Origin of the sequence: Pseudomonas sp. PDM09, assembly GCF_014852305.1 — a bacterium.
GTDB lineage: Bacteria > Pseudomonadota > Gammaproteobacteria > Pseudomonadales > Pseudomonadaceae > Aquipseudomonas.
In genome coordinates, this window is the sequence record NZ_JACVBI010000011.1 from 254,142 (window position 1) to 280,224 (window position 26,083).

General features: G+C 58.9%; 19 protein-coding genes. 5 read left to right on the forward strand and 14 right to left on the reverse strand.

Going from position 1 to position 26,083, the window contains the following annotated elements; translation table 11 throughout:
• Window positions 1-250 precede the first annotated feature (250 nt).
• From IB250_RS24840 to glnE, 8 genes are all read right to left on the reverse strand, one after another.
• Window positions 251-1,702: a lipopolysaccharide kinase InaA family protein gene (locus tag IB250_RS24840; RefSeq protein WP_192346036.1), complete on the reverse strand. Its 1,452-nt coding sequence runs from the start codon at window positions 1,700-1,702 to the stop codon at window positions 251-253.
• The gene (locus IB250_RS24845; protein WP_192346038.1) at window positions 1,702-2,454 is read right to left on the reverse strand and encodes a lipopolysaccharide kinase InaA family protein; all 753 of its coding nucleotides are present in this window, start codon (window positions 2,452-2,454) and stop codon (window positions 1,702-1,704) included. The genes IB250_RS24840 and IB250_RS24845 overlap by 1 nt, the downstream gene beginning before the upstream one ends.
• A complete protein-coding gene (locus IB250_RS24850; protein ID WP_008074633.1) occupies window positions 2,451-3,185 on the reverse strand; it encodes a lipopolysaccharide kinase InaA family protein in 735 nt (244 codons plus the stop codon). Before IB250_RS24850 ends, IB250_RS24845 begins: the two co-directional genes overlap by 4 nt.
• Window positions 3,185-3,991: a lipopolysaccharide core heptose(I) kinase RfaP gene (gene rfaP / locus IB250_RS24855; RefSeq protein ID WP_192346040.1), complete on the reverse strand. Its 807-nt coding sequence runs from the start codon at window positions 3,989-3,991 to the stop codon at window positions 3,185-3,187. The genes IB250_RS24850 and rfaP overlap by 1 nt, the downstream gene beginning before the upstream one ends.
• Window positions 3,991-5,112, reverse strand: a complete 1,122-nt coding sequence (locus IB250_RS24860; protein WP_192346042.1) for a glycosyltransferase family 4 protein — start codon at window positions 5,110-5,112, stop codon at window positions 3,991-3,993. The genes rfaP and IB250_RS24860 overlap by 1 nt, the downstream gene beginning before the upstream one ends.
• A complete protein-coding gene (waaC, locus tag IB250_RS24865) occupies window positions 5,112-6,173 on the reverse strand; it encodes a lipopolysaccharide heptosyltransferase I (RefSeq protein ID WP_008074629.1) in 1,062 nt (353 codons plus the stop codon). The genes IB250_RS24860 and waaC overlap by 1 nt, the downstream gene beginning before the upstream one ends.
• Window position 6,174: 1 nt before the next feature.
• Complete coding sequence (gene waaF / locus IB250_RS24870) at window positions 6,175-7,209, reverse strand: lipopolysaccharide heptosyltransferase II (RefSeq protein ID WP_063341776.1); 1,035 nt, start codon at window positions 7,207-7,209, stop codon at window positions 6,175-6,177.
• 286 nt (window positions 7,210-7,495) lie between these two features.
• Window positions 7,496-10,435, reverse strand: coding sequence for a bifunctional [glutamate--ammonia ligase]-adenylyl-L-tyrosine phosphorylase/[glutamate--ammonia-ligase] adenylyltransferase (glnE, locus tag IB250_RS24875; RefSeq protein WP_192346044.1), 2,940 nt, complete (start codon window positions 10,433-10,435; stop codon window positions 7,496-7,498).
• 384 nt (window positions 10,436-10,819) lie between these two features.
• Between glnE and aceE the strand changes: the two genes are divergently transcribed.
• The 5 genes from aceE to msrA all read left to right on the forward strand — a co-directional run bounded on the left by aceE (window position 10,820) and on the right by msrA (window position 21,100).
• A complete protein-coding gene (aceE, locus tag IB250_RS24880) occupies window positions 10,820-13,465 on the forward strand; it encodes a pyruvate dehydrogenase (acetyl-transferring), homodimeric type (RefSeq protein WP_123500060.1) in 2,646 nt (881 codons plus the stop codon).
• Window positions 13,466-13,476: 11 nt separating this feature from the next.
• Window positions 13,477-15,432, forward strand: a complete 1,956-nt coding sequence (gene aceF, locus IB250_RS24885; protein WP_192346046.1) for a dihydrolipoyllysine-residue acetyltransferase — start codon at window positions 13,477-13,479, stop codon at window positions 15,430-15,432.
• Between the two features lie 486 nt (window positions 15,433-15,918).
• Window positions 15,919-17,313: an alkaline phosphatase D family protein gene (locus IB250_RS24890; RefSeq protein ID WP_192346048.1), complete on the forward strand. Its 1,395-nt coding sequence runs from the start codon at window positions 15,919-15,921 to the stop codon at window positions 17,311-17,313.
• Window positions 17,314-17,550: 237 nt separating this feature from the next.
• Window positions 17,551-20,244 (forward strand): putative bifunctional diguanylate cyclase/phosphodiesterase, encoded by a 2,694-nt coding sequence (locus IB250_RS24895; protein ID WP_192346050.1) that lies wholly within the window; start codon window positions 17,551-17,553, stop codon window positions 20,242-20,244.
• Window positions 20,245-20,452: 208 nt separating this feature from the next.
• The gene (gene msrA, locus IB250_RS24900; RefSeq protein WP_192346052.1) at window positions 20,453-21,100 is read left to right on the forward strand and encodes a peptide-methionine (S)-S-oxide reductase MsrA; all 648 of its coding nucleotides are present in this window, start codon (window positions 20,453-20,455) and stop codon (window positions 21,098-21,100) included.
• A gap of 151 nt (window positions 21,101-21,251) precedes the next feature.
• Here the strand turns inward: msrA and IB250_RS24905 are convergent, their stop codons facing one another.
• The 6 genes from IB250_RS24905 to IB250_RS24930 form a co-directional block, all read right to left on the reverse strand.
• The gene (locus tag IB250_RS24905) at window positions 21,252-22,091 is read right to left on the reverse strand and encodes a 23S rRNA (adenine(2030)-N(6))-methyltransferase RlmJ (RefSeq protein WP_123500052.1); all 840 of its coding nucleotides are present in this window, start codon (window positions 22,089-22,091) and stop codon (window positions 21,252-21,254) included.
• Between the two features lie 308 nt (window positions 22,092-22,399).
• Entirely contained in the window at window positions 22,400-22,723 is a 324-nt protein-coding gene (locus IB250_RS24910) for a hypothetical protein (RefSeq protein ID WP_192346054.1), read from the reverse strand.
• Between the two features lie 357 nt (window positions 22,724-23,080).
• Window positions 23,081-23,497: a hypothetical protein gene (locus IB250_RS24915; protein WP_192346056.1), complete on the reverse strand. Its 417-nt coding sequence runs from the start codon at window positions 23,495-23,497 to the stop codon at window positions 23,081-23,083.
• Between the two features lie 61 nt (window positions 23,498-23,558).
• On the reverse strand, window positions 23,559-24,059 hold the full coding sequence (locus IB250_RS24920; RefSeq protein ID WP_192346058.1) for a hypothetical protein: 501 nt from the start codon (window positions 24,057-24,059) through the stop codon (window positions 23,559-23,561).
• A 46-nt stretch (window positions 24,060-24,105) separates the two neighbouring features.
• Complete coding sequence (locus IB250_RS24925; RefSeq protein ID WP_192346060.1) at window positions 24,106-24,525, reverse strand: hypothetical protein; 420 nt, start codon at window positions 24,523-24,525, stop codon at window positions 24,106-24,108.
• On the reverse strand, window positions 24,522-26,083 hold a 1,562-nt coding region (locus tag IB250_RS24930), incomplete at its 5' end, for an RHS repeat domain-containing protein (protein ID WP_192346062.1). The genes IB250_RS24925 and IB250_RS24930, both read right to left, overlap by 4 nt.

Below are 26,083 nucleotides of genomic sequence, written 5' to 3' on the forward strand. Positions count from 1 at the left end.
CGCCCAATGAAACTGCCATTTTGATCGTCACAGCCTTCCCTCCGAGAACGTCAGGCAAACTAGCATCGGGGCGATTTCGGTCACAGCTCATGGCTTCCCAAGATCGCGTAGGACGGTTCACAAGAACTTGTCTGCTTTCTCGGTTGGCTGTTCGGGCCTCTTCGCGAGTAAGCCCGCTCCCACAGTAGTTCCGGTCGTTCAGAAATCCCTGTGGGAGCGGGCTTGCCCGCGAAAGGACCGAAGGTCCAATTCAGGCCGCGCTGGAGATGTCTTTGGGCAGACGCTGATCGATGACCTGGTAAAGGGCACTGCCTTCAGGCCAATTGCGCATGAACCGCGCCCGATCCCGCGCATATGCCGGCGCATAACTGGTGAGCGAGCCGTGCTGGCACATCGAATCCAGGTCGATCAGCGCCCAGCGATCCTGCTGCCAGAACAGGTTATGGCCCTTGAAATCGCCATGGCTGATGCGCTCGCGAATCAGCTCGGCGAACAGGTGATCCAGGGCCTGCAGCTCAGCTTGCGGCGCTTCGCCGCTTTCCACGTAGGGTGCGAAGCGCTCGATGATGTCCGGCCCCGGCAAATATTCGGTCACCAGGTACGCCCGGCTGCGCAGCCAGAGAAAACGCTTCTCCAACAATGCCAGCGGCTTGGGCGTGGCGATGCCCAGGAAGACCAGGCGATTGCCTTCACGCCATGAGTGCCAGGCGCGGCTCGGGCGCCAGAAACGTTTGAGCCAATGGGCAAAGCCCTTGATGTTGTAGCGTTTGACCAGCAATGTGCGACCCGCCACTTCGACCTTGCCGACGCTCGCGGCGCCGCCGGTCTTGTACAGATGGCCGTGATCGAGCAAGGCATCGGCCTGCTCCAGCACCGGCAACATCGCCGCCTCTTCTTCACGGCGAATCGCCCGCAAGCCGAACGCCCCGCGCTGGACGCAGAACAACGTGCATTCGCGGCCAACCTTGATCAGGAAATCCTTCAAACGCCAGCGACGGACCTTGTCGATCTGCTTCTGCAACGCTTCCATGGGCAAGGCATGCTCGCCGTTTCCCAACAAGTAATACACCAGCAATTCTTCGGTGAAAGGTTCCAGCGATTTGGGCAACTGGGCGAAAAACACCCCGAGGTTTTCCAGGACTTTGTGCTGCGACAGTGGCTTGCCAGCCGTCTCGGCACAGATGCCGGCGCCATCGATCAAATACAACTGACCGCCATGACGCAGCAGGTTGTCCAGATGCAGGTCTTCCTGCCACAGGCCTTTGCTGTGCAGATGAGCGATCGCACCCAACGCCTCGGCCAGCACGGCTGATTGTTCATCCGCCAGCACTGGCAAGTGTTCGACCTGTTTCCAGGCGTCCCCCAGGCTCTCGGCGCCCTCAAGGAAATCGAACAACAGCCAGCCGCCCTCGCCGTCCTTCAGGCCATCCGCCAATAACAACGGCGTGGTCAGCCCCTGAGCGGCGAGCAAACGCACGCCGTCCAGTTCACGCTGAAAATGCCGCGCCGCTTTACCGCCGACCAGCAATTTGGCCAGCACCGGCCGGCCGCGCCAGACGCCGGCGCCCACATAACGCTGCCCCGGCAACACCCGCAGCAGGCTCAGCAATTGCAACTCTGCAGGCCCCGCGGCATCGGCCAGTGGAATGTTCAGCGGCAGGCTCGGGCTGCGGCCGGCGTTTTTCAGTTCGGACAAACGCATCAACGCGTCTCCTTGTGACTGCGCCGCGCACTCAGGCGCGATACCCAACTGTCCACCAGCGAACTGTTCAAGGGTTGATCCAGATAAGCCGCCAACAACTCGCGCAGCTGACTTTCGCTCCATTCCGACGCCCGACGCAGCAACGGCTCCAGGTCCTTGACTCGATCACGTTGGCCAAACAGCAATGGCCGGGTTTTTTCCAGGTCGATCAACTGAGCCTGGTAACCGTCACCGGTGGCCTGGAGAAAAATATGCTTGGGATAGAAGCACCCGTGCAGTTGACGCACCTCATGCAGGCGTCGCGCCAGTTGCCCACAGGCTTTCAGAATTGCCGTGTGCTGCACCGAGCTCAGGTCGGACCAGCGCTGCAACAGTGAATCCAGATCATCCCAACCGTCCAGCGCACGGGTCAGCAGAATCGCCCGGACTTCGCCGCCGACTTTGCGCTCACCGAAGAACGCCGCCTGCAACGCCGGAATGCCCAGTTTCTGATAACGCCTGATGGTGCGAAACTCACGGGCAAAACTCGGCTCACCAAAGGGAGAATGTAATGTACGCGTCAGGTAGTTGCACTGGCGCTTGAGGTAGTAACCATGACCTTCCAGCTCTAGCCGAAATACACTGCTCCAGCCACCACCGACGGTATTGGGTTCATCCACCGCCTCAAGCTGTTTGGCCCAGAGTGCGTCGAAGGTGCCGAGGCCATGACGCTCAAGCAGCGCACGGTCTTCAGCAGCCAGAAAATCAGTCATTCGCGTCCCTCGAAAAATCTCACTACGTGCCGAATCCGTTTCTTGTCGGCGGCATCGAGCCGGGTGCTTTGGCGGTATTGCAGATAGAAGCGCAGGCGCTGGGTGGCCGACAGATGATACTTGGCCACTTTGTCCAGACACGCCAGGTCCTTGGTGATCCGGTACTTGAGCCAGAAGCCGCGCCAGAAATCACCGTTGGGGCAGTCGATCAGAAACAGCCGCGCCTCATCGTCGATCAGCAGGTTGCGCCATTTCAAATCATTGTGGGTAAAACGATGATGGTGCATGGTCCGGGTATAGCCCGCCAGCTGCCGACTGATGTTGTCGACCCAGGCGCGGTCCGCCAGTTTCGGATCATGCCGACCTGCCAGGGCCGACAAGTCTTCGGTATTGGGCAGCTCGCGCGTGATCATCGCCCCACGGTCGTATGCCGCGCCGCGCCGTTCCAGCCCCCAGGCCACTACTTCGGCGGTGGGAATGCCCCATTTGGCGAAACGCTTGAGGTTCTGCCATTCGGCTTTCACCCGCGGCTTGCCCAGGTAACGGCGCAGGCCTTTACCTGCGCCTGTGTAGCGCTTGACGTAATAATTGACGCCATTGCGCTGGACGCGAATGACCTCGGACAGTGGATCACGGGTCAGTCGCTCGCCTTCGAGTGCGAATACCGCGTCAAGACTGCCGAAGTCTTCTGCCAGATCGCTGTAAGCAGGTTCCAGTGTCCAACCCGACATCAGAGCGCATCCCCATATCGCTGTTTACGCTCGTAGAGCTTGTTGGCCTTGCCTTCGAGCCATGCCAGCAATCCTGCTTCTTCAGCCAGTATCTGGCGCAATGGCTGCTGGAAGTAACCCTTGAGGAAACGCAGCTTGTCGCGACGGGTCAGGCCAATATCGAGCGCCGAAAAATACAGCGCCGCCAGATCCTTGTTACGCCAGCGTTGGGTAATCGTCGGACGGGTCTGGGCACGGTGCAGATCGATCACCGACAGCTTGAAGTCGTCGGCTGTCACTGGTTTATCGGTGTGCAGCAGGAAGTGACAGATGTAGCAGTCGCGGTGGTTAACCCCGGCTCGGTGCATCATGCCGGTCATGCGCGCGACCTCGGCGATCAAGGCGCGCTTGAGTTTTGGCTCGGGCGGTTGCTTGACCCAGTCGATGCTGAAATCTTCGAGGCTGACGGTGGGCGCCAGCTCTTGCGTGACGATGAACGAATGCTGGTCCGCCGGATTGCTGCCCTTTTCGCCGTAAGCGACAGCGGTCATGGTCGGCACGCCGACTTCTTGCAGGCGCTGAATGGCCTTCCACTCCTGGCCCGCGCCAAGCACTGGCAGCTTGGCGGTCAGCAGGTTTTTGAAAATCTCGCCCCATCCGATGCCACGGTGGATTTTCACGAAGAACCCGTGACCGTCTACTTCAGTACGCAGTGTCCGGCGCGCTTCAAGCTCGCGGTACACCTCGCCCTTGAGGGCCTCGACTTCGGCGAACGGATCGCGCCCGGCCCAGAGGCTCTTGAACGGTTCAGCCAGCATCAACTTCATTAAGCGTGCTCCGCCAGAATCACATCGGCCGCGTGCTGCGGCATGCTGTAGAGGTCGGCCGTCTCGGCGAAAGCCAGACCGTTGCGGCTCCAGGCCGCCCGTGCATTTGCGTCATTCAACATGCCGGTCAGGTATTGCGTCAGTTGCGCCTGATCGAAGGGTTCGTCCAACACCAGACCTGCGTCGGCCTCGGCGATGTAATGGGCATAGCCGCACACCGCGCTCACCAGCACCGGCAAGCCGGCCACTACCGCTTCAAGCAGCACCGTCCCGGTGTTTTCGTTGTACGCCGGGTGGATCAACAGATCGGCACCGAGCAGGAAACGCGGGATATCGCTGCGCCCCTTGAGGAACTGCACGTTGTCGCCGAGCCCCAATGTGGCGCTCTGCAACTGGAATACTTTGGGGTCGTCCTGGCCAATTACAAACAGCCGGGTGCGCTTTCTCAGTTCGGCGGGCAAGGCGGCCAGCGCCTTGAGGCTGCGGTCCACGCCTTTGGTCTTGAACCCGGAGCCGATTTGCACCAGCAACAGTTCATCATCTTTCAGGTTGAATTCGCGACGAAACCCGGCACGGATCTCGGCAGCATTGGCCGGCGCGCGACGGTCCAGAGAGATACCCGGTGGCAGCAAATGGAAGCGCGCAAGCGGCGTCTCGTAATGCTTGATGAACAGCGGCTGCTGGACTTCGGAAATCATCAGCACTTCGGTTTTGGCGTCCTTGGCGAACACCGCGCGCTCGTACTCGGCGAAGTGCCGGTAGCGGCCCCAACGACGGTACAGCGAGTTGCGCAGGTTTTGCGCCTTGTCTTCGAAGCAGCCGTCGGCAGCGTAGTAAACGTCCAGGCCGGGCATCTTGTTGAAACCGATCAGGCGGTCCACCGGACGTTTGACCAGATCGGCCTCCATCCACTCAGTGAGCTTCTCATTGCGTCGATGATTGAAGAACGCCTTGACCGGTGCCACCAGTACTTCGAAACCTGGTGGAATGTCGCCTTCCCAGATCAGCGTATAGACACGAATCTGATGACCGCGCTGCTGACACTCCAGAGCGATGCGCATGAAGTCGCGCTGCAAACCGCCAAAGGGAAAGTACTTGTACAGGACAAATGCCAATTGCATCAGCGCAGCTCCTCAGCCAGTAACAACGTGCTCAGTCGGCTCGCGACACGCTCGGGATTCAGACGCGTGAAGCACAGGGGCCACTCGCGTTTCAGGTCGAACCGACGGGCATCGTCGGCCGTCGGTTGATAGGTGCATTTCTTTTGCAGGCACGGTGCGCAGGGGAAGTCGCTGGCCATGTGAATCTGCGACTTGCCGTACGCGCCGGTCAGGCCCGGGTTGGTCGGGCCGAACAGCGACAGGGTCGGCACGTCCAGCGCCGCAGCGAGGTGACCGAGACCGGTGTCCACCGCTACGCAGGCTTGCGCTCCGGCCAGGACTTTGCCGACACCCGCCAGGTTCAGTTTGGGCAGCACCTCGACATGTCTCATATCTTTGGCAATGCGCTCGGCGCGGGCCTTTTCGACCGGATTACCCCACGGCAGCTTGACCGCTACACCAAGGTAACCCACACGCTCGGCCAACTCGCGCCAATAGGCTTCGGGCCAGTGCTTGGTGTCCCAAGTGGTGCCATGGAGAAACACCACGTACGGATTCTTGCGCGGCAATTCCACCAGTCGTTCGACGTTCAGGCCATAGTCGCCCAGGCCTTTAGGCAGGTCGTAACCCAGTGCCACTGCGAACAGCTGGCGCACTCGCTCTACCGCGTGCTGCCCACGGGCCACGGCCAGACGTCGGGAATAGAAGCGCGCAGCGATGGGTTCGCGGGCCGAGTTTTTGTCCAGCCCGGCCACTGGTGCTTTGGCGTAGCGAGTCAGCAACGCGCTTTTCAGCAAGCCCTGGGCATCGATCACCAAGTCATATTTGGTCGCGCGAATGCTTTGCTTGAAGCGCTTCCACTCGCCACTCTTGATGGTCTGCCAGATGTTCTTGCGCCAGCGACGGATCGCCACCGGAATCACCTTGCCCACGGCCGGGTGCCAGGTCGGAATCTCGGCGAAGCCTTCTTCCACCACCCAGTCGAACGTGATGCCGGGGATCGCCCGCGCCGCGTCGGTCAACGCTGGCAACGCGTGAATCACATCGCCCAGCGAAGAAGTCTTGATCAACAGTACCCGCAAACTATTTGACCTCGACCACAGTGCCCAGCAACCGCTGCAAGGCTTCGTTCACCGCTTTGGGCATGAGTTGGCGCAAGCAATTGTAATGACCGAAACGGCAGGTGCGATCGAAGCACGGACTGCATTCGATGCCCAGGCGCACGATCTCGACGTGCTCGGCCAACGGTGGTGTGAAACCCGGCGACGTCGAGCCGTACACCGCCACCAACGGGCGGTTCAGCGCGGCAGCCACGTGCATCAGGCCGGAGTCGTTGGAGACCACCGCATCGGCGCAGGACAGCAGATCGATGGCCTCGGCCAGGGACGTGTCGCCACTGAGGTTCACCGACTCTTCACGCAAACCCGGAATCAGCCGCGCACGAATGTCTTCGCCCACCGCATGATCGTTTTTCGAGCCGAACAGCCAGACCTGCCAGCCTTCACGGATCTTCGCTTCGGCGACCTTGGCGTAGTGCTCGGACGGCCAGCGCTTGGACTCGCCGAACTCGGCGCCAGGGCATAGCGCCAACACCGGACGGTCGAGGGCCAGACCGAACTTGGCCAGCGCGCCGTCGCGGGTCACCGGGTCGATCTGCAGGCTCGGCCGTGGATACGGCTTCGGCAACTCGACGCCGGGCTCAATGGCCAGGGCCATGAAGCGTTCGATCATCAGCGGGTAACGTTCTTTGTCGAGCGTGCGCACGTCATTGAGCAGGCCGTAGCGGAATTCGCCACGCCAGCCGGTGCGTTTCGGGATACCGGCAAAAAACGGTACCAGTGCCGACTTCAGGGAGTTGGGCAGCAGGATGGCCTGGTCGTACTGACCGGCCAGGGATTTACCGATGCGCCGACGCGTCGCCAGCTCCAGCACGCCGTGGCCGAGCGGGAAGCTCAAGGCCTGACGTACTTCGGGCATGCGCTCGAGAATCGGCCGGCTCCACTCGGGGGCCAGCACGTCGATTTCGCACTGCGGGTGGCGCTGCTTGAGACACTGAAAAAGTGTCTGCGCCATCACCATGTCACCGACCCAACTGGGCCCAACGATCAGAATTTTCATGTGGTTTCCAAAAACGAGCCGGGGAGGCATACGCCTCCCCGCCTCGAGAATCCAGCACCTTCGGGGTGAACCGTCAGGTCATTTGGACGAGCCGATTGGGGCTCGTCGGATCAATTTTTGTGCACATCCATGCGATACAGCTTAGCTGTCCCAATCTACCAGCCACTGCAGATCTACTGTGGGAGCGGGCTTGCTCGCGAAGAGGCCGTCACATCCAGCATAAATGGTGACTGACACTCCGCTTTCGCGAGCAAGCCCGCTCCCACATTTGAATCTCGTTGCCTGCTCAGCTTAACCCCAGCTCGCGCCAGATCCGCATGACCTGTCGTCGTTCATCCACGAACTGGTCGCCCGGTATTACACCGGCGTCCTTCTGCAAGGCCTCCCGGTGAGCGGCGGAGCGGAAGGCCTTATAGGCTTCACGCAACAGGCTGGCGTCTTCGGCGGGCATCAGCCCGACCTCCTCCAACCCTTCCAGAATGCGGATATTGTCGGTATAGCGCAGCAATGACGGATGCGCTTCAGACCATGCCAGAGCCGCGTATTGCACCATAAATTCAATATCGACGATACCTCCGGCATCCTGCTTGAGATCGAACGGCGCCGTGGCGTCGAAGGCATTTGCCGCGGTGCCCGCCGCCGTGCTCTTGCTGCCCAGATTATCGCGCATTTTGGCGCGCATTTCGCTGACCTCCTGGCGCAAGGTCGGCAGGTCCCGCGGCTTGGCCAATACTGCAGCGCGAACCTTCTCGAAGGCCTGGCCGACATCCTGACTGCCCACCAGCACCCGTGCCCGCACCAGCGCCTGGTGTTCCCAGGTCCAGGCTTCGTTTTCCTGATACCGGGCAAACGCCCCCAGGGAACTCACCAGCAAACCAGACGCACCGGACGGCCGCAGGCGCATGTCCACTTCATACAGCTGACCGGAGTTGGTCTGCGCCGTCAGCAAATGAATGATGCGCTGCCCGAGCCGGGTAAAAAACTGTGCGCCGTCGATAGGCTTCGGCCCGTCGGTTTCCGCCTGCGGATCGCCGTCGTGGATGAACACCAGATCCAGGTCCGAACTATGCCCCAGCTCCAGGCCGCCGACTTTCCCATAACCGACAATGATGAAACCAGGGTCGCACAAGCTGCCGTCGGTGCGCAGCGGCGTGCCGTACTTGGCCACGGTCTGGCGCCAGGCCAGGGCCAGCACTTGTTCGAGGATCGCTTCGGCGAGCCAGGTCAGGTAATCACTGACCTTCATCAAGGGCAGGCTGCCGGCGATTTCCGAGGCGGCGACGCGCAAGCGGTGCGCCAGTTTGAAATGCCGCAGGGCTTCCATTTGTTGCTCGAGGTCATCTTCGGGAATCCGCGTCAGACGCTCGCGCAATTCAGCGGCCAATTCCGGCGCCAGCGGCGGCTTGAACAACCGGCCTTCGTTGAGCAATTCGTCGAGCAGCAGCGGAAAGCGCGTGATCTGCTCGGCAATCCATGGGCTCGCGGCACACAGCGTCAGCAGGCGGCGCAGGGCCCCGGGGTTCTCGGTCAACAACACCAGATAGGCGGAACGACGCGCGACAGCTTCCACCAGCGGCAGCACCCGCTCCAGCACCAGATCGGGATTGGCATGTTCCACAGCCTGAGCCAGCAAGCGCGGAATAAAAGCATCGAGGCGTTCCCGCCCCAGGCGCTGCATGGCGCGCAATTGAGGGCTGCCGCGCAGACTGGCCAAGGCTTTCAGCGCCTTGGAGGCGTCGGCGAAACCACCCTCTTCTAACTGACGGCACGCGGCCTCCTCATCCTGCGCCTCCTCCCACAGCGGCAGCCATTCCCCGCCGACCACCACTTCGCTCTCGGCGCCGTCCTCTTCATCAGGATCGGCGATCACCTGAGCAAAGTGCCAGGCCACCCGGCCACGCCAGTACATCAGCTGTTCATGGAACGCCGTCCAGTTGGCAAACCCGAGCATAAAGGCAATGCGCGCCTGATCCTGTTCGCCCTCCGGCAGCATCTGGGTCTGGCGGTCGGCAATGGCCTGGATCGCGTGTTCGGTGTAACGCAGAAATTCGTAGGCTTCGCGTAACTCGCTAACCACCGCTGGCGGCAGGTAACCCTGACCTTCGAGGGTGCTCAGTACTTTTAATAGAGGACGCTGCTGCAGGCTCAGGTCGCGGCCACCGTGAATCAGCTGGAAGGCCTGGGCGATAAATTCGACTTCACGAATGCCGCCGGAACCGAGTTTGATGTTGTCGGCCATGCCCTTGCGCCGGACTTCCTGCTGGATCAGCTGCTTCATGGTGCGCAGCGCTTCGATCGCCGAGAAGTCCAGGTAACGCCGGTAAACGAACGGGCGCAGCATCTCTTGCAGTTGCGCCCCCGCCACTTGATCGCCGGCCACCACGCGCGACTTGATCATCGCGTAGCGTTCCCAGTCGCGACCCTGATCCTGGTAATACTGCTCCAGCGCGTTGAAGCTCAGCACCAGCGCGCCGGACGAACCGTAAGGCCGCAAGCGCATGTCGACGCGGAACACGAAACCGTCGACGGTCATCGGGTCCAGGGCCTTGATCAGACGCTGGCCGAGACGAATGAAAAATTCCTGGTTATCCAGCGACCGCTTCATACCCACGGTTTCGCCGCCCTCGGGGTAGGCGAAGATCAGGTCGATGTCCGACGACAGATTCAGCTCCACGGCACCGAGCTTGCCCATACCGAGGATGACCATCTGTTGCGGCTCGCCGCTGCGCCGCCCGGTAGGCGTGCCGAATTGCTGGCAATGGCGCTGATACAACCACTGGTAGGCCTGATCGATGCTGGCATCGGCCATGTCCGAGAGGTCGCGGCAGGTCTGGATCAGATCAGCCTGGCGGGTCAGGTCGCGCCAGATGATCCGCACTTGGTGGCGTGCGCGCTGACGACGCAAGGCGCGGCCGAGCTGGTCGTCGGTTTCGGCAGCGCTCACTGCCGTCGCAATCTGTGCGCACAATTCGCCCGACGCAAAGCCACGGTCCAGCTCGCCGGACTGCACCAGTTCCAGCAACATCAAAGGGTCACGCACACTCTGTTCGATGACAAAGTCGCTGGCCGCGGTGACGCGGGCAAATTGCGCCCAACGCTCAGGCGTCCAGGCAGACAGGCCATGATCGTCGGGAAGAAGCGCGACGGCCGTACGGAACGACTGCTCGGCACGGATGACAAAGGGCAGGAGTACGCCGGGCAGTTCGGCAAGCGAAGGGAGGCTCATGGTCTATCCTTGATCGGCGTGTGAAGGGCTGCATGTAGTGATTTGTGAAAATGCGCTACCCGACCGACTGTCGAACAAAGGTTAGAAATAGCTGAAATTTGTTTATTTTTGGCAGCGATCATCAAGCCTTCACCTTTTTTGGTTGGCAAAAGACCAACCTTAACGATTATTCTCACAACGCAGCCGGAGGCCACAAGCCGATCTTCTGTAGTTTTACTACTCGTCTATACATTCGAAAGGCTGAAATGCCCGATGATTTGTAGTAAAACTACACGCCGCCGGAACATACCTCTCGGCAATCCAAGAATTTATATCGTCTGCCCACAAGGCCAGTCGCAAACTCAGGCAACCGATTCTGGAAGCCTTTCCGCCCTGGAGCAAGCCATGCAAGACCTCGATCCCGTCGAAACCCAGGAATGGCTGGACGCCCTGGAATCGGTTCTCGACAAAGAAGGCGAAGACCGTGCTCACTATCTGATGACCCGTATGGGCGAACTCGCGACCCGTAGCGGCTCGCAGCTCCCTTACGCCATCACCACGCCTTACCGCAACACGATCCCCGTTACCCACGAAGCACGCATGCCTGGCGACCTGTTCATGGAACGCCGCATTCGCTCGTTGGTACGCTGGAACGCGATGGCCATGGTAATGCGTACGAACCTGAAAGATTCTGACCTGGGTGGTCACATCTCCAGCTTCGCCTCCAGTGCGACCCTGTATGACATCGGCTTCAACTACTTCTTCCAGGCTCCGAGCGACGAACACGGCGGCGACCTGATCTACTTCCAGGGCCACACCTCGCCAGGCGTCTACGCCCGCGCATTCATGGAAGGCCGCATCACCGAAGACCAGATGAACAACTTCCGCCAGGAAGTCGACGGTCAGGGCCTGTCGTCCTACCCGCACCCTTGGCTGATGCCTGACTTCTGGCAGTTCCCGACCGTATCCATGGGTCTGGGTCCGATCCAGGCGATCTACCAGGCTCGCTTCATGAAGTACCTGGAACACCGTGGCTTCATCCAGCCGGGCAAACAGAAAGTCTGGTGCTTCCTGGGCGACGGCGAGTGCGACGAGCCGGAATCCCTGGGCGCGATCTCCCTGGCCGGCCGCGAGAAGCTGGACAACCTGATCTTCGTCATCAACTGCAACCTGCAGCGCCTCGACGGCCCGGTTCGCGGCAACGGCAAGATCATCCAGGAACTCGAAGGCGTGTTCCGCGGTGCTCAGTGGAACGTGACCAAAGTCATCTGGGGCCGTTTCTGGGACCCACTGCTGGCCAAAGACGTCGACGGTATCCTGCAACGCCGCATGGACGAAGTCATCGACGGCGAGTACCAGAACTACAAAGCCAAAGACGGCGCGTTCGTGCGTGAACACTTCTTCAACACGCCAGAACTCAAGGCGATGGTTGCAGACTTGTCCGACGACGAGATCTGGAAGCTCAACCGTGGCGGCCACGACCCGTACAAGGTCTACGCGGCGTACCACGAAGCGGTCAACCACAAAGAACAACCGACCGTCATCCTGGCCAAGACCATCAAGGGTTATGGCACCGGTGCCGGCGAAGCGAAAAACACCGCGCACAACACCAAGAAAGTCGATGTCGACAGCCTGAAGTTGTTCCGTGATCGTTTCGATATCCCGGTCAAAGACGACGAACTCGAAAACCTGCCGTTCTTCAAACCGGAAGAAGGCAGCGCCGAAGCCCGTTACCTGAGCGAGCGCCGTACCGCACTGGGCGGTTTCGTGCCTCAGCGTCGCGCCAAGAGCTTCAACATCCCGACCCCGCCACTGGACACCCTCAAGGCGATCCTGGACGGCTCGGGCGACCGTGAAATTTCCACCACCATGGCCTTCGTGCGGATCCTCGCGCAACTGGTCAAGGACAAGGAAATCGGTCCGCGCATCGTACCGATCATCCCGGACGAAGCCCGTACCTTCGGTATGGAAGGCATGTTCCGTCAGTTGGGCATCTACTCGTCCGTCGGCCAGCTCTACGAGCCAGTCGATAAAGACCAGGTGATGTTCTACAAGGAAGACCAGAAAGGTCAGATCCTCGAAGAAGGCATCAACGAAGCGGGCGCCATGAGCTCCTTCATCGCTGCCGGTACTTCGTACTCCAGCCACAACCAGCCAATGCTGCCGTTCTACATCTTCTACTCGATGTTCGGCTTCCAGCGTATCGGTGACCTGGCCTGGGCCGCTGGCGACAGCCGCACCCGTGGCTTCCTGATCGGCGGCACCGCCGGCCGGACCACGCTGAACGGCGAAGGCCTGCAACACGAAGACGGTCACAGCCACATCCTGGCTGCCACCATCCCGAACTGCCGCACCTACGATCCAACCTACGGCTACGAGCTGGCGGTGATCATTCAGGACGGCATGAAGAAGATGACCGAAGAGCAACAGGACGTCTTCTACTACATCACCGTAATGAACGAATCCTACCAGCAGCCCGCCATGCCGGCCGGTGCCGAAGAAGGCATCAAGAAAGGCATGTACCTGCTTGAGGAAGACACCCGCGAAGCGGCGCACCACGTTCAGCTGATGGGCTCCGGCACCATCCTGCGTGAAGTCCGTGAAGCGGCGAAGATCCTGCGTGAACAGTTCAACGTCGGCGCTGACGTGTGGAGCGTTACCAGCTTCAACGAACTGCGTCGCGATGGCCTGGCCGTTGAGCGCACCAACCGTCTGCACCCGGGCCAGAAGCCTAAGCTGAGCTATGTGGAAGAGTGCCTGAACGGCCGTAAAGGTCCGGTCATCGCCTCTACCGACTACATGAAGCTGTTCGCTGAGCAAATTCGTCAGTGGGTCCCGTCCAAGGAATTCAAAGTCCTGGGCACCGATGGTTTCGGCCGCAGTGACAGCCGCAAGAAGCTGCGTCACTTCTTCGAAGTCGACCGTCATTTCGTGGTGTTGGCAGCCCTGGAAGCCTTGGCTGACCGTGGTGATATCGAACCTAAAGTGGTGGCTGAAGCCATCGCCAAGTTCGGTATCAACCCGGAAAAACGCAACCCACTGGACTGCTGAGGAGACACTCTGTGAGCGAACTCATTCGCGTACCTGACATCGGCAGCGGTGAAGGTGAAGTAATTGAACTGTTTGTGAAGGTCGGCGACCGTATCGAAGCCGACCAGAGCATCCTGACACTTGAGTCGGACAAGGCGAGCATGGAAGTGCCTGCGCCGAAGGCCGGTATCATCAAGAGCCTGAAAGTGAAGCTGGGCGATCGCCTGAAAGAAGGCGACGAACTGCTGGAACTGGAAGTCGAAGGTGCCGCCGCGCCGGCTCCTGCGGCTGCCGCTGCGCCAGCTGCCAAGGCTGAAGCTGCGCCTGCTGCCGCCAAAGCGCCGGCCGCTCCAGCCGCAGCGCCTGCTGCTGCTGCCAGCATTCAGCAAGTGCACGTGCCGGACATCGGTTCGTCGGGCAAGGCCCAGATCATCGAGATCCAGGTCAAGGTCGGCGACACCGTCGCGGCTGATCAGTCTCTGATCACCCTGGAATCCGACAAGGCCAGCATGGAAATTCCATCGCCTGCCGCTGGCGTAGTCAAAGCCATCAGCGTCAAGCTCAACGACGAAGTCGGCACCGGCGACCTGATTCTGGACCTGGAAGTGGCGGGTGCTGCTGCACCGGCCGCGCCAGCCCAGGCTGCTGCGCCTGCTGCCGCTGCTCCAGCGCCAGCCGCTGCGGCTCCGGCGGCTCCGGTTGCCGACACCGTTCAGGACATTCACGTCCCGGACATCGGCTCGTCGGGCAAGGCCAAGATCATCGAAGTGCTGGTCAAGGCTGGCGACACCGTCGTTGCCGACCAGTCGCTGATCACCCTGGAATCCGACAAGGCAAGCATGGAAATTCCATCGCCAGCCGCTGGCGTGGTGGAAAGCGTTGCCATCAAGCTGGATGACGAAGTCGGTACCGGCGACCTGATCCTGAAGCTGAAAGTCAAAGGCGCGGCACCTGCTGCGGCTCCGGCTCCAGCCGCTGCTGCCCCGAGCGCTCCTGCCGCTGCACCTGCTGCTCAGGCCTCGGTCGCACCTGCTGCTGCGCCTGCCGCTGCTCCAGCCAAGCCTGGTGCAAAAGTTCACGCCGGCCCTGCCGTGCGTCAACTGGCCCGCGAATTCGGCGTCGAGCTGAGCGCCGTTGGCGCCAGTGGTCCGCACGGTCGCATCCTGAAAGAAGACGTGCAGGTTTACGTCAAGGCCATGATGCAGAAGGCCAAGGAAGCACCGGCCGCTGCTGCTGGCGCAACCGGCGGCGCGGGCATCCCGCCGATTCCGGTTGTGGACTTCAGCCGTTTCGGCGAAATCGAAGAAGTGCCGATGACTCGCCTGATGCAAATCGGCGCGTCGAGCCTGCATCGCAGCTGGCTGAACATTCCGCACGTGACTCAGTTCGATTCGGCTGATATCACCGAGCTGGAAGCGTTCCGTATCGCTCAGAAAGCCGTTGCAGAGAAGGCTGGCGTCAAGCTGACCATCCTGCCGCTGCTGCTCAAATCCTGCGCGCACCTGCTCAAGGAACTGCCGGACTTCAACAGTTCGCTGGCGCCAAGCGGCAAGGCGATTATCCGCAAGAAGTACGTGAACATCGGCTTCGCGGTCGACACCCCTGAAGGCCTGCTGGTACCGGTCATCAAGAACGTCGACCAGAAGAGCCTGTTGCAACTGGCAGCCGAAGCCGCTGCGCTGGCCGCCAAAGCCCGCGACAAAAAGCTCACCGCTGACGACATGCAAGGCGCCTGCTTCACCATTTCCAGCCTCGGCCACATTGGCGGCACCGGCTTCACGCCGATCGTCAACGCGCCGGAAGTGGCGATCCTCGGTGTTTCCAAGGCAACCATCCAGCCAGTCTGGGACGGCAAAGCCTTCCAGCCAAAACTGATGCTGCCGCTGTCGCTGTCCTACGATCACCGTGTGATCAACGGCGCCGCTGCTGCACGCTTCACCAAGCGTCTGAGCGACCTGCTGGCGGACATCCGCACCATCCTGCTGTAACACCGGCCGGCCCTCCCTCATCGGAGGGCCAGTCGCGTTCCATGTTTTCCGAGCGCCACGCTCGTACCTCAACCCCGCCAATTTGGCGGGGCTTTTTTTGCCCTGAAGAAAGCCATGCCCGATTCAGCATTCCAGGTAGCAGCTGTCGAGCTTGCGAGGCTGCGTTCGGCTGCGAAGCAGTCGTCAGATCAGAACTTGCGGTGCATCAGGTTAGACCGCGCTAGCCGGTTTCACGACGGCTACGCCGCCGAACGCAGCCTCGCAGGCTCGACAGCTGCTACAGATCGCATTAGGGCTGAACTGACTGGCATTGGGCCCTCTTCCGAGTTTTATTCCTACACTCAGGGCTTACACCGCCTACAACTCGAGTCCACTTCCGCCCGATATTTTTTGCGAACCAATAACTAGTCTTAGTTAGGAGAGTTTCTAATAGAAACTTCGATAACTTATTCCGCTTAGTTAGCATTACTTCGAATGGACTCGAACATGTTCAAACCGACTGTTGGCCCTATTGTTGGCCACACTACAACTAATCACACCCGTATTTTCTTGCGCGGCGAATTGCAGAATGACGCCTTGGTATTTGCAGGTATTCGTTATCGACGCGCCGGTGAGGAACAGTGGTCCAAGGGCGTATTTGCAAAACTGACCATCTTGCGCGACATGTCCGATGTAATTGCCCTCAACGATCTCATCACTGATACCGCCTATGAATACCAGGCGGGCTGGTTCAGCCCCATGAGCCCGGTGCATACCGTGGAGACGATCCAGGAACTGCCACTGCAATGGCCGCGAGAGATCTACCGCTTTCGCACGCAATCCAGCAAAACCACCACGCCACGGGCCTATATCGCAGGCTCATGTCGTTACCTGCGAATGACCGCCGGCATTGCGTTCGCTCCACATTTGGGCGATCGGATCTTTGCCTCGATCACAAGCCTGGCGGAACGCGCCGAGCCGCCGATCAGCGCCATGCTGATGACTGGCGACCAAATCTACGTCGATGACCTGAACCTCGTGGCCCCCGACCGGGAATACAAAGACATCCTCAGCAAATACCGCACGGCTTTTTCTCAGCCGCATATCTCCAGGTTAATGTCCGGCGTGCCAACTTACATGATCCTCGATGACCATGAAATTGAAGACAACTGGCCCGCCAATGAAAGCAAGGCCGATGCTTACTTATACGAAAACGCCATGGCGGCGTATGAGTTATATCAAGCCAGCCACAGCCCTGCTTATGAGTTGCTTGCCAACGGGCAAGTAAGCAAGAAACTGCAACGGTATTGGTATCAATTCTCCGATGGCGATATCGAATGGTTTATCACCGACAGCCGAACCCGACGCAATCTGTCGGCCAGCGACCGGCGCATCCTTGATGAAGAACAGGAACAGGCGCTGCTCAAATGGTTGATCAACAGCACGGCCAGGGTCAAATTCGTGGTCACCAGCGTCATGTTCTACCCCGACCGCAAACTTAACGGCGATGACGCCTGGAAAGCCTTCCCGGAACAACGACTACGGCTGCTGGAGACGATTCGTACACGCGGCATCAAAAACGTCTTGTTCATTTCCGGCGATGTCCACGGCTCACTGACCAGTCGCCTGACTCACAGCGCCGACCCGGATTTTGAAGTTCACACCATCGTGTCTTCACCGCTGTGCAACAGCAAACTGCTGCCGTATGCCAAGGCATCGACCTTCATCCTCGACCAGGCGTTGGCCCGAACGGCCGCGGGAGATTATCGGCATGAGCTGACCAGTGAAGTGATCAGCCAGGATAACTTCGCGCATCTGGTCGTCGATGCTGAACAGGTCTGCGTCAATTATCACGATCGGGATGGCAAGCAACTGCAGTCGATAAGCATCAAGTTGCGTTGACTAACGGAAAAGATCGCAGCCTTGTTGAGCTGCCGAAGGCTGCGATCTTTTGACTCACAACATTACTTTTCGACGCCTCGCTGGAGAAATCTTCGCGCCTGCCGACATATTCTTATAGCACTTGGCCTTCATGTCTCTTGTCAGTCGGTGTCGCAATGATGCAACCTTGCCGTAGACAACAGTAAAGAGGGCGAGAGCCCGGCGCGATCAGCCTATTCGAAGCGAGTTTCCCTCCATATGAAGAGCCAACCCGATGCCGCCAGCCGTATGGTGGCCGAGGTAGTGACGCAGTTGCCAGTGCCCTCGCGGCTCGGCATGCTGCGTTTCGAACGGCTGAATGAACCGAGCTGGGCGCTGCTGTTTCTCGACCCCAATTGCGAACGACAGTTCGGCTTGCCGGCAGTGGAGCTCTGCGCCCTGGTCGGCTCGCCTTACGCCAGCCTGATGGAGCCCGAAGCGCGCTATCAACTGCATGACACGATCCAGCAGCAACTCACCGAAAGCCCGCATTACCTGATCCGCTACACTTTGCACACCGCCGCAGGCGTACTGAGCCTGCTGGAACTGGGTGAAGCTTACAAACAACACAATCGACACCTGCTGCGCGGCTATCTGATGGTAGTGGACGGCCTGTTCATCGATGAGCCGTTGCTGCCGGTACTGGATCTGGAAACCCAGAATTCACGCCTGCAAATCGCCCTGGAACTCAATCAGCGCGCCCAGCAGGAACAACTGCAGCACCTGGACCGGGTGCGTGCCCAGCAAGATCTGATTCTGCTGCTGACCCGCCAGCGCTACAGCACCAACAATTCCCTGCAAGAAGCCGCCGAGCTGATCACCCGCAGCGCCTGCGACATCTATGAGATCGACTGCGCCAGCCTGTGGAACCTCGATGGCTCGCTACTGACGCCGATCTCGGCCTATCACCGCGCGAGCCGAAATCACCAATTGCCCGAGCCGATCGACGTCAGCGGTTTTCCCGATTACCTCGACGCCTTGCATACCGGTCGCGCCATTGATGCCCACAACGCCATGCGCGACCCGCGCACCCGGGAAATAGCCGAGAGCCTGCGTCCGCGCGATGTCAACGCCATGCTCGACGCCAGCATCCGCGTCGATGGCCAAGTGGTCGGCGTGCTCTGCCTGGAGCAGATCGGTGCGACGCGCGCCTGGCAATCGGACGAAATCGCCTTTGCCGGTGAGCTGGCAGATCAGTTCGCCCAGGTCATCAACAACCACAACCGCCGCACCGCCACCAGCGCTCTGCACCTGTTCCAACGTGCGGTAGAGCAAAGCGCCAACGCCTTTCTGCTGGTCAATTGCGACGGCGTGGTGGAGTACGTCAATCCAAGTTTCACGGCGATCACCCAGTACACCACCGAGGAAGTCCACGGCCAGCGGCTGTCGGAACTGCCGGCGCTGGAAAACCTCAGCGAACTGTTGTTCGACGCGCCGTCGGCACTGGCCAAGAGCAACAGCTGGCAGGGCGAGTTCAAGAGCCGGCGCAAAAACCTCGAACCCTACTGGGGCCAGTTGTCGATTTCCAAGGTCTACGGCGACAATCGTGAGCTGACGCACTACATCGGCATCTACGAAGACATCACCCAGACCAAGCTCGCCCAGCAGCGCATCGAGCGCCTGGCTTACACCGACAATCTGACCAACCTCGGCAACCGCCCGGCGTTCATCCGCAACCTTGATGAACGCTTCGCCCGAGACAGCGACACGCCGATCAGCCTGCTGCTGGTGGACATCGACAACTTCAAACGCATCAACGACAGCCTCGGCCACCAGACCGGCGACAAACTGCTGATCAGCCTGGCCCGGCGCCTACGCAACAGCCTGAGCCCGAGCGGCAGTCTGGCGCGTTTCGCCAGCAACGAATTCGCAGTGCTGCTGGACGACACTGACCTCTTGGCTGGCCAACAGGTCGCCAACCAATTGCTGGCGACCCTCGACAAACCGATGTTCGTCGATAACCAGCTGATCAGCGTCACCGGCTCCGTGGGCCTGGCCTGCGCGCCGCTGCACGGCCGTGATCCCCAGACGCTAATGCGCAACGCCGGCCTGGCGCTGCACAAGGCCAAGGCCAACGGCAAACATCAGGTGCAAGTGTTCACCGAAGCGCTGAATGCCGAGGCCAGCTACAAGCTGTTCGTCGAAAACAACCTGCGCCGCGCCCTGACCCAGAACGAGCTGGACGTGTTCTACCAGCCCAAACTGTGCCTGCGCAGCGGTCGCTTGCTGGGCATGGAAGCGCTGCTGCGCTGGAACCATCCGGAAAAAGGCATGATCCGCCCGGACCAGTTCATCAGCGTTGCCGAAGAAACCGGGCTGATCATCCCGATCGGCAAATGGATCGCCCGCCAGGCCTGCCGCATGAGCAAAGACCTGACCGCCGCCGGCCTCGGCAACCTGCAAGTGGCGATCAACCTGTCACCCAAACAGTTCTCCGACCCGGATCTGGTGGCGTCCATCGCCAACATCCTCAAGGAAGAAGAACTGTCGGCGAATTTGCTGGAACTGGAGCTGACCGAAGGCCTGCTGCTGGAAGCCACCGAAGACACCCACTTGCAGCTCGACCAGCTCAAGCGCCTGGGCCTGACCCTGGCCATGGATGACTTCGGCACCGGTTACTCGTCGCTCAGTTACTTGAAAAAATTCCCGATCGACATCATCAAGATCGATCGAAGCTTCATCCACGAAATCCCGGACAACCAGGACGACATGGAAATCACCTCCGCGGTGATCGCCATGGCCCACAACCTGAAACTCAAGGTCGTGGCTGAAGGCATCGAGACGGCCGAGCAGTTGGCCTTCCTGCGCCGCCACCGCTGCGACGTCGGCCAGGGCTACCTGTTCGACCGACCGATCCCCGGTTCCGAGCTGATCGAAAAGCTCAAGCGCTATCCGCGCGGCCCGATCGCCTGAATAAGGCTGAATGCTCTTTCTGCCTGGACACAAAACCCTGTGGGAGCGGGCTTGCTCGCGAAAGCGGTGTGACAGTCGACATCATTGTTGCCTGACATACCGCCTTCGCGAGCAAGCCCGCCCCCACAGGGGTAGTGATTAACTTGGCATCATTGGGCACACTGGTGGTCTGTGTATTTACATTCAAACCTGACTGAGAGGACTGATCATGGTCTTGCGCTCGGAAATCCTGGTGAACAAAAACGTGCTCCCAACTAAAGAACAAGCTCTGCCTGGCCGCGAAACCCCAATGACCGTGCCGGAAAAACACTTCGTCCACGACGCCCCGCTGCTGGGCCCGTTCGCGATGGACGTGGATTTCGCAATCTTCGGCCTGGGCTGCTTCTGGGGCGCGGAGCGCAAGTTCTGGCAGCGCGAAGGCGTGGTCAGTACAGCGGTGGGTTACGCCGGCGGCTTTACCCCGAACCCGACGTATGAAGAAGTCTGCTCGGGCCTGACCGGCCACAGCGAAGTGGTACTGGTGGTCTACGAGCCGGCAAAAGTCAGCTACGAAGCGTTGCTGAAGATGTTCTGGGAACTGCACAACCCGACCCAGGGCATGCGCCAGGGCAATGACATCGGCACCCAGTACCGCTCGGTGATCTATGCCACCAACCCGGCACAATTGGCCGCCGCCAAGCACAGCGAGCAAGTGTTCCAGGCCGAGTTGACCAAGGCTGGCAAAGGCACCATCACCACCGAAATCGAAGAAGCGCCGACGTTCTACTTCGCCGAGGCGTATCACCAGCAGTACCTGGCGAAAAACCCTGAAGGGTATTGCGGGATTGGCGGTACAGGCGTGACCTGCCCGATCTGATTTTCGGGCCCTGAAAAGCTTCGCGAGCAAGCCCGCTCCCACACTGGATCTGTGCCTGACCACACTCTTGTGATCGACATAGCCCCCCTGTGGGAGCGGGCTTGCTCGCGAAGGCGTCCTTTCAGACGCCATCAATCCATCTGATCAGCAATCAACTCTCAGCAATCAACCAATCCATCTGCCACCCACCCTGGGTCTGCCCAAGCTTCTTGGACAACCACGGCAGCAACTCACGCAATTCCTCTTCCAGCCCCCACGGCGGATTGGCAATCGCCAACCCCGAACCATTCAGGCTATTGGGCGTATCCAGCGGATGCACCAACAACTCAACCCGCAACAACTTCGGCGCGCCCGTACCCGCCAAATCCTGATAGAACCGCCGCAACATGCGCTGATCCTTCACCGGGTACCAAATCGCCGCCACCGTCTGGCGCATCCGGCCAATCGCCTCTTTCAACGACGCCGCACAACGCTGCATCTCATCGAGCTGCTCGAACGGCGGATCAATCAACATCACCGCCCGCTTCTCCTGCACCGGCAACATCGCCCGCGGCACATGCCAGCCTTCACCCAAGTGCACCTTCACCCGACGATCACCGGCCATGTTGTCCTTGAGCAGCAAGCCGTCTTCAGGGTGCTTCTCGTTGAGCATCACCCGATCCTGCGGCCGCGTCAGACGCCGCGCCAACTCCGGCGACCCCGGGTAATAGCGCAACTGGCCATCCGGGTTCATGTCATGCAGCACCTTCATGTAATCGGCAGTCAGCGCCGGCAAATCCGGCTGATCCCACAACCGCGCGATGCCTTCCAGGTACTCACCGGTACGGCTCGCCTGATCGCCCTGCAGGTCATACAGACCAATACCGGCGTGAGTGTCGAGATAGGCAAACGGCTGCTCCTTGCGCGACATCAGGGCGATGAGGCGGGTCAAAGTCAGGTGTTTGAACACATCGGCGTGATTGCCGGCATGGAAGGCGTGACGATAATTCATGATTGCTCCTGCGAAGGCCGGGAAGTTTACCTTGTACGGGGCCGAACGTCAGGACCTCACGGCTGAGCGGGCACTTGCAGCCCCACAAACCCTGTGGCGAGGGGGCTTGCCCCCGTTGGGCTGCGCGGCAACCCCAAAACATCCCAGCACCCACAAAAACCTGTGGCGAGGGAGCTTGCTCCCGCTCGACTGCGAAGCAGTCGCCAAACCAAGCCCCTCGGAGCAACTGACAAAACCGGGTTGCAGATTTTGGGGCTGCTGCGCAGCCCAACGGGGGCAAGCCCCCTCGCCACAAAAGCAGCCAGTCGCTATTGCGAAGACATCGCCCGCAACCGCCGCCCAATCACATCCAGCACATCACAGCCATCGCGCAACGGAATGGCGCAGAGCAAGGCAAAGTCACTAAGAATGAAGGATTCGCACTCGACTGAACCGCGCATCGACATGTTCTCCAGCACCTGCGTGACGGCGCGAATTCGATAGTTGGCAGCGTCGTATAAAACATCGAGCGGCGCGTGGGTATCGACGAACAGCGTGGGCATGTCGTTGCAGTTGCCGGTGAGTGCCATGAAGCGATTGTCGGGGTGGGGAATTGGATTTTCGTAGGGTGGATCTGGCGTTAGCGTCGTCATTTGTAATTTCCATGAGTATGAATATGAGCTGCCAACGCACCCTCCTACAGGTTTGGGTGGCAGCCATGCGCAGGAGTAGGAGTACCGAGCACTCATGAACCTCGGCCACGCCGAAGCGTGTCCTGCGCACAGCCGCCGCGAACGATCTTACGGACACGAATTAAGCGCCGCAATCAAACGACAAAGCTGTTGCACCATGAGAGAGGGCTCCTACACCCTGCCACCACTTTCGCGGTGACAGCCAAAGACTATCCATGGAACTCACTCCGCACCAGTTCATGAAAGCCGCTACAACTTGAAGGAAACTTCCGACGACCTTGTCCAGAAATTTCGCAGCACGTACGACCGTCATCGTAACTAACCGACAGTCGTCCAAGTGGGTTGATCTTCAAGGCTGGCTTTTTGAAGGTCGTCTTTCCACTCAACAGTTGCCAAGCGAAAAATGTCGTCAAAAAATGCCCTGGTATTTTTCATCTCATCCCATCCATCAGGAAATGATGAATACGCCTCAGGGTCATACTTCAGCAGTGATTGGAAATCATAATTTTTGTCCTGAAGAGCTTCCTCCAGACATTTGTAAAGTAAAAATCTCTGCCGATATGATCGCTTTCTGGGTAGGCAATATTTGAGAATTAGCTCCTCCCTGTCCGTCGGATCATTAGGATCGAACCCCTCCAGTTCCTCACCCAGAGTCTCTTCACGATCATAAATATCAAAACACCCCAAAAAATAAGAGGGTGTATACGATTGCCCAGCTCCAGGATCAATAAGCATTTTCCTACCTAATTGAAAAATGACAGATTAATTTATTTCGATATCGGCGACACCAAAGTCTTTAGCCAGCTATTTTCACACTGAACAACTCAAGATTTAACGCCGCCCAACACCTGCAATAAAAGTCACGATTACTCTCTGTATGATCATATCTAAAATCCAGAAGCTGCTTATAAAGAGACTGTATTGCCGACTCCTTAATAAATCTCATACCATCTAAAACCAAACACACTTCATAGACCTCTTTCGCTTGGCTTTCCACTTCACGCATATAATTTTCTCTAGACTTGATTCCTCGAAAGCGTGAAAAATGAAATGGAAGCTCACCACTCGATCGAAAAAGCCATAAGAACAGTGTCACAAGCTTTTCTACAAAATACTCCCGACACGAACAATCTGGATCAGCAGCGAACTCTAATAACCCTTTAGCTCCGAAAATATTTACAACAGCGTTATCAAAGCTCGCAGCATCTCCGTCGCAGTCACTTTCAGATAACTCAATAGTCGCCCGTCCATAGGACCACTCTGTAATTAACTCACGCGTCAGTTTCTGTCCAGACATCTGCATCATCCACTCTGCTGGATTGAGGTGCTTTCGGCACGCTGTATCACCACGTTTTATGATCTTCAAGACTAGCTTTGAGAAGGTCCTCCTTCCAAATCTCTGTAGCCAATGTGTACACGTCCTGAAGAAAACCCCGAGGACTCTCTAGCTCGTACCATTCACTACGAGGCCAACTTGACGCTTCATTTTCATCAATCTCAAACAAGTGCTGAAAATCGTAATTTTGATCATTCAATTTTGCAGCCAGATTCTCTACCAATAAAAACCTATGCCTATAAGACAAGTAATCCAAATTCAAACAGTATTTTTTAATCAGTTCCACTCTATCATCGCGATCATTAGGATCGTAAACAACAAGCTCTGCGCCATAAGTTTCTTCCCGATCATAGACATCCAAAACACCAATGAACCACATCAAATCCGGTTCAAATTTTTCACCTAAAAATGGATCACGCAACATCATTTTCTCTCCGTTGGAAAACCTGTAAATGGCCGTGTTTGGTCTTGCTTATCAAATTTCACCTCAAACCAATTCAAATTCTCATTCAAAATCGGACTGTTATTATCTTTCTTATTCGGCCTATACCCACGACCTGCCCCAGGCAGCTCCATCCTTACTATCGGTGTTTTATTATGATCAAATCCGGTGTGCGGACTCAAACCTAACTCCACCCTTGTCATAGCCTTATTTAAAGCATTGAAATGAACCCGCCAGTTACTGAACTGAGAGCTTAAACTTCCTTTCGGTCCCTTCGGGGGAAGCTCACCCGTATGAGGGTTTGAACCATCAATAGCCCGCTGCTTAAGCGCCGTATCAGATATTTCTGAACTGTGCTTTTCAACAGTGTGCATGTTGTGTTGCCTCTCCAGTTTCTCGACCCTCTGCTTCGCATTCGCCTCAGCCAGCTCATCAATCCGCGTCCTCCGCTGATCACCTGTCAGCTTCGGCAGCGCCGGCTCACCCTCATCAACCTTAGCGCCAGTCGTATCATCCGGCGCCCCACACGCAAGCTTATTCGGCGGCGGGCAATTCCCGCTCAACCCCAACGGATCAACCCACCCCGTCGGATTCGGCGTGTACTGATACTGGTTCAGCCCGCCCGCCAACTTGATCGGATCAGGCGTCAGGTACCGTCCAACCTCCGGATCATAGTACCGATGCCGGTTGTAGTGCAGACCGCTCTCGGCGTCGAAGTACTGCCCCTGAAAGCGCAGCGGTTGGTCGAGCTGCTCGCCCCCGCCGAACGCAAGACGCGTTACTTTGCCGTAGGCGTTGTACTTCGCCGACCAGACAATCTCGCCACCAAAGTCCGTCAGTTCCTGAGGCGTCCCAAGGTGATCGAGCTGGTAGTAGAACGGGCAAGCCTTGCGCGGGCCTTTGCCGTCGAGCATCGCCAGCGGGCGGAAGCTGCCGGGTTCGTAGACATAGCTGCGGTAATGCTCGCGGCTGCTTTCGGCGACGACCTGATCGCCCTGCCAAAAGAACTCGGTGGTTTTACCATCAACGGTTTTCTTGATGCGGCGGCCGAAGGCGTCGTAACGGTAACTTGAAAAACGACCGTCCGGCGCGGTGACGCCGACCAAGCGATGCTGACAGTCGTAGCGATACTCGGTGACGAGTTTCTGCCCGGTGCCGCGACGTTCGCGGATCAGATTGCCGAAGGCGTTGTAGTCGTAATGCCGGTCGCCTTGCATCAGCAGGCGATTACCTTTGACGGTCGCGGCGCCGGAACGGTCCTGCATCAGCAGGTTGCCCGCCGGATCGTGGGCGAAGCTTTCCGGCGGATCGTCGCGGGAGTGGCGGACGCGGGTCAGGCGGTTGAGCGGGTCGTACTGGTAATTGCGTTGGCCGTGGCGAGTGTCGGCGATGTGGTCGAGATTGCCGTTGAGGCTGTAGGCATAGTCGCGGCGGTACAGGTTTTTTTGCTGTTGGCTGACGGCGTGGGCCTTCAGTCGGCCCTGGTCGTCGTAGGCATATTCGCTGAGCAGCAGGCCTTGTTGGCGGTTTTGTTCGCGACCGG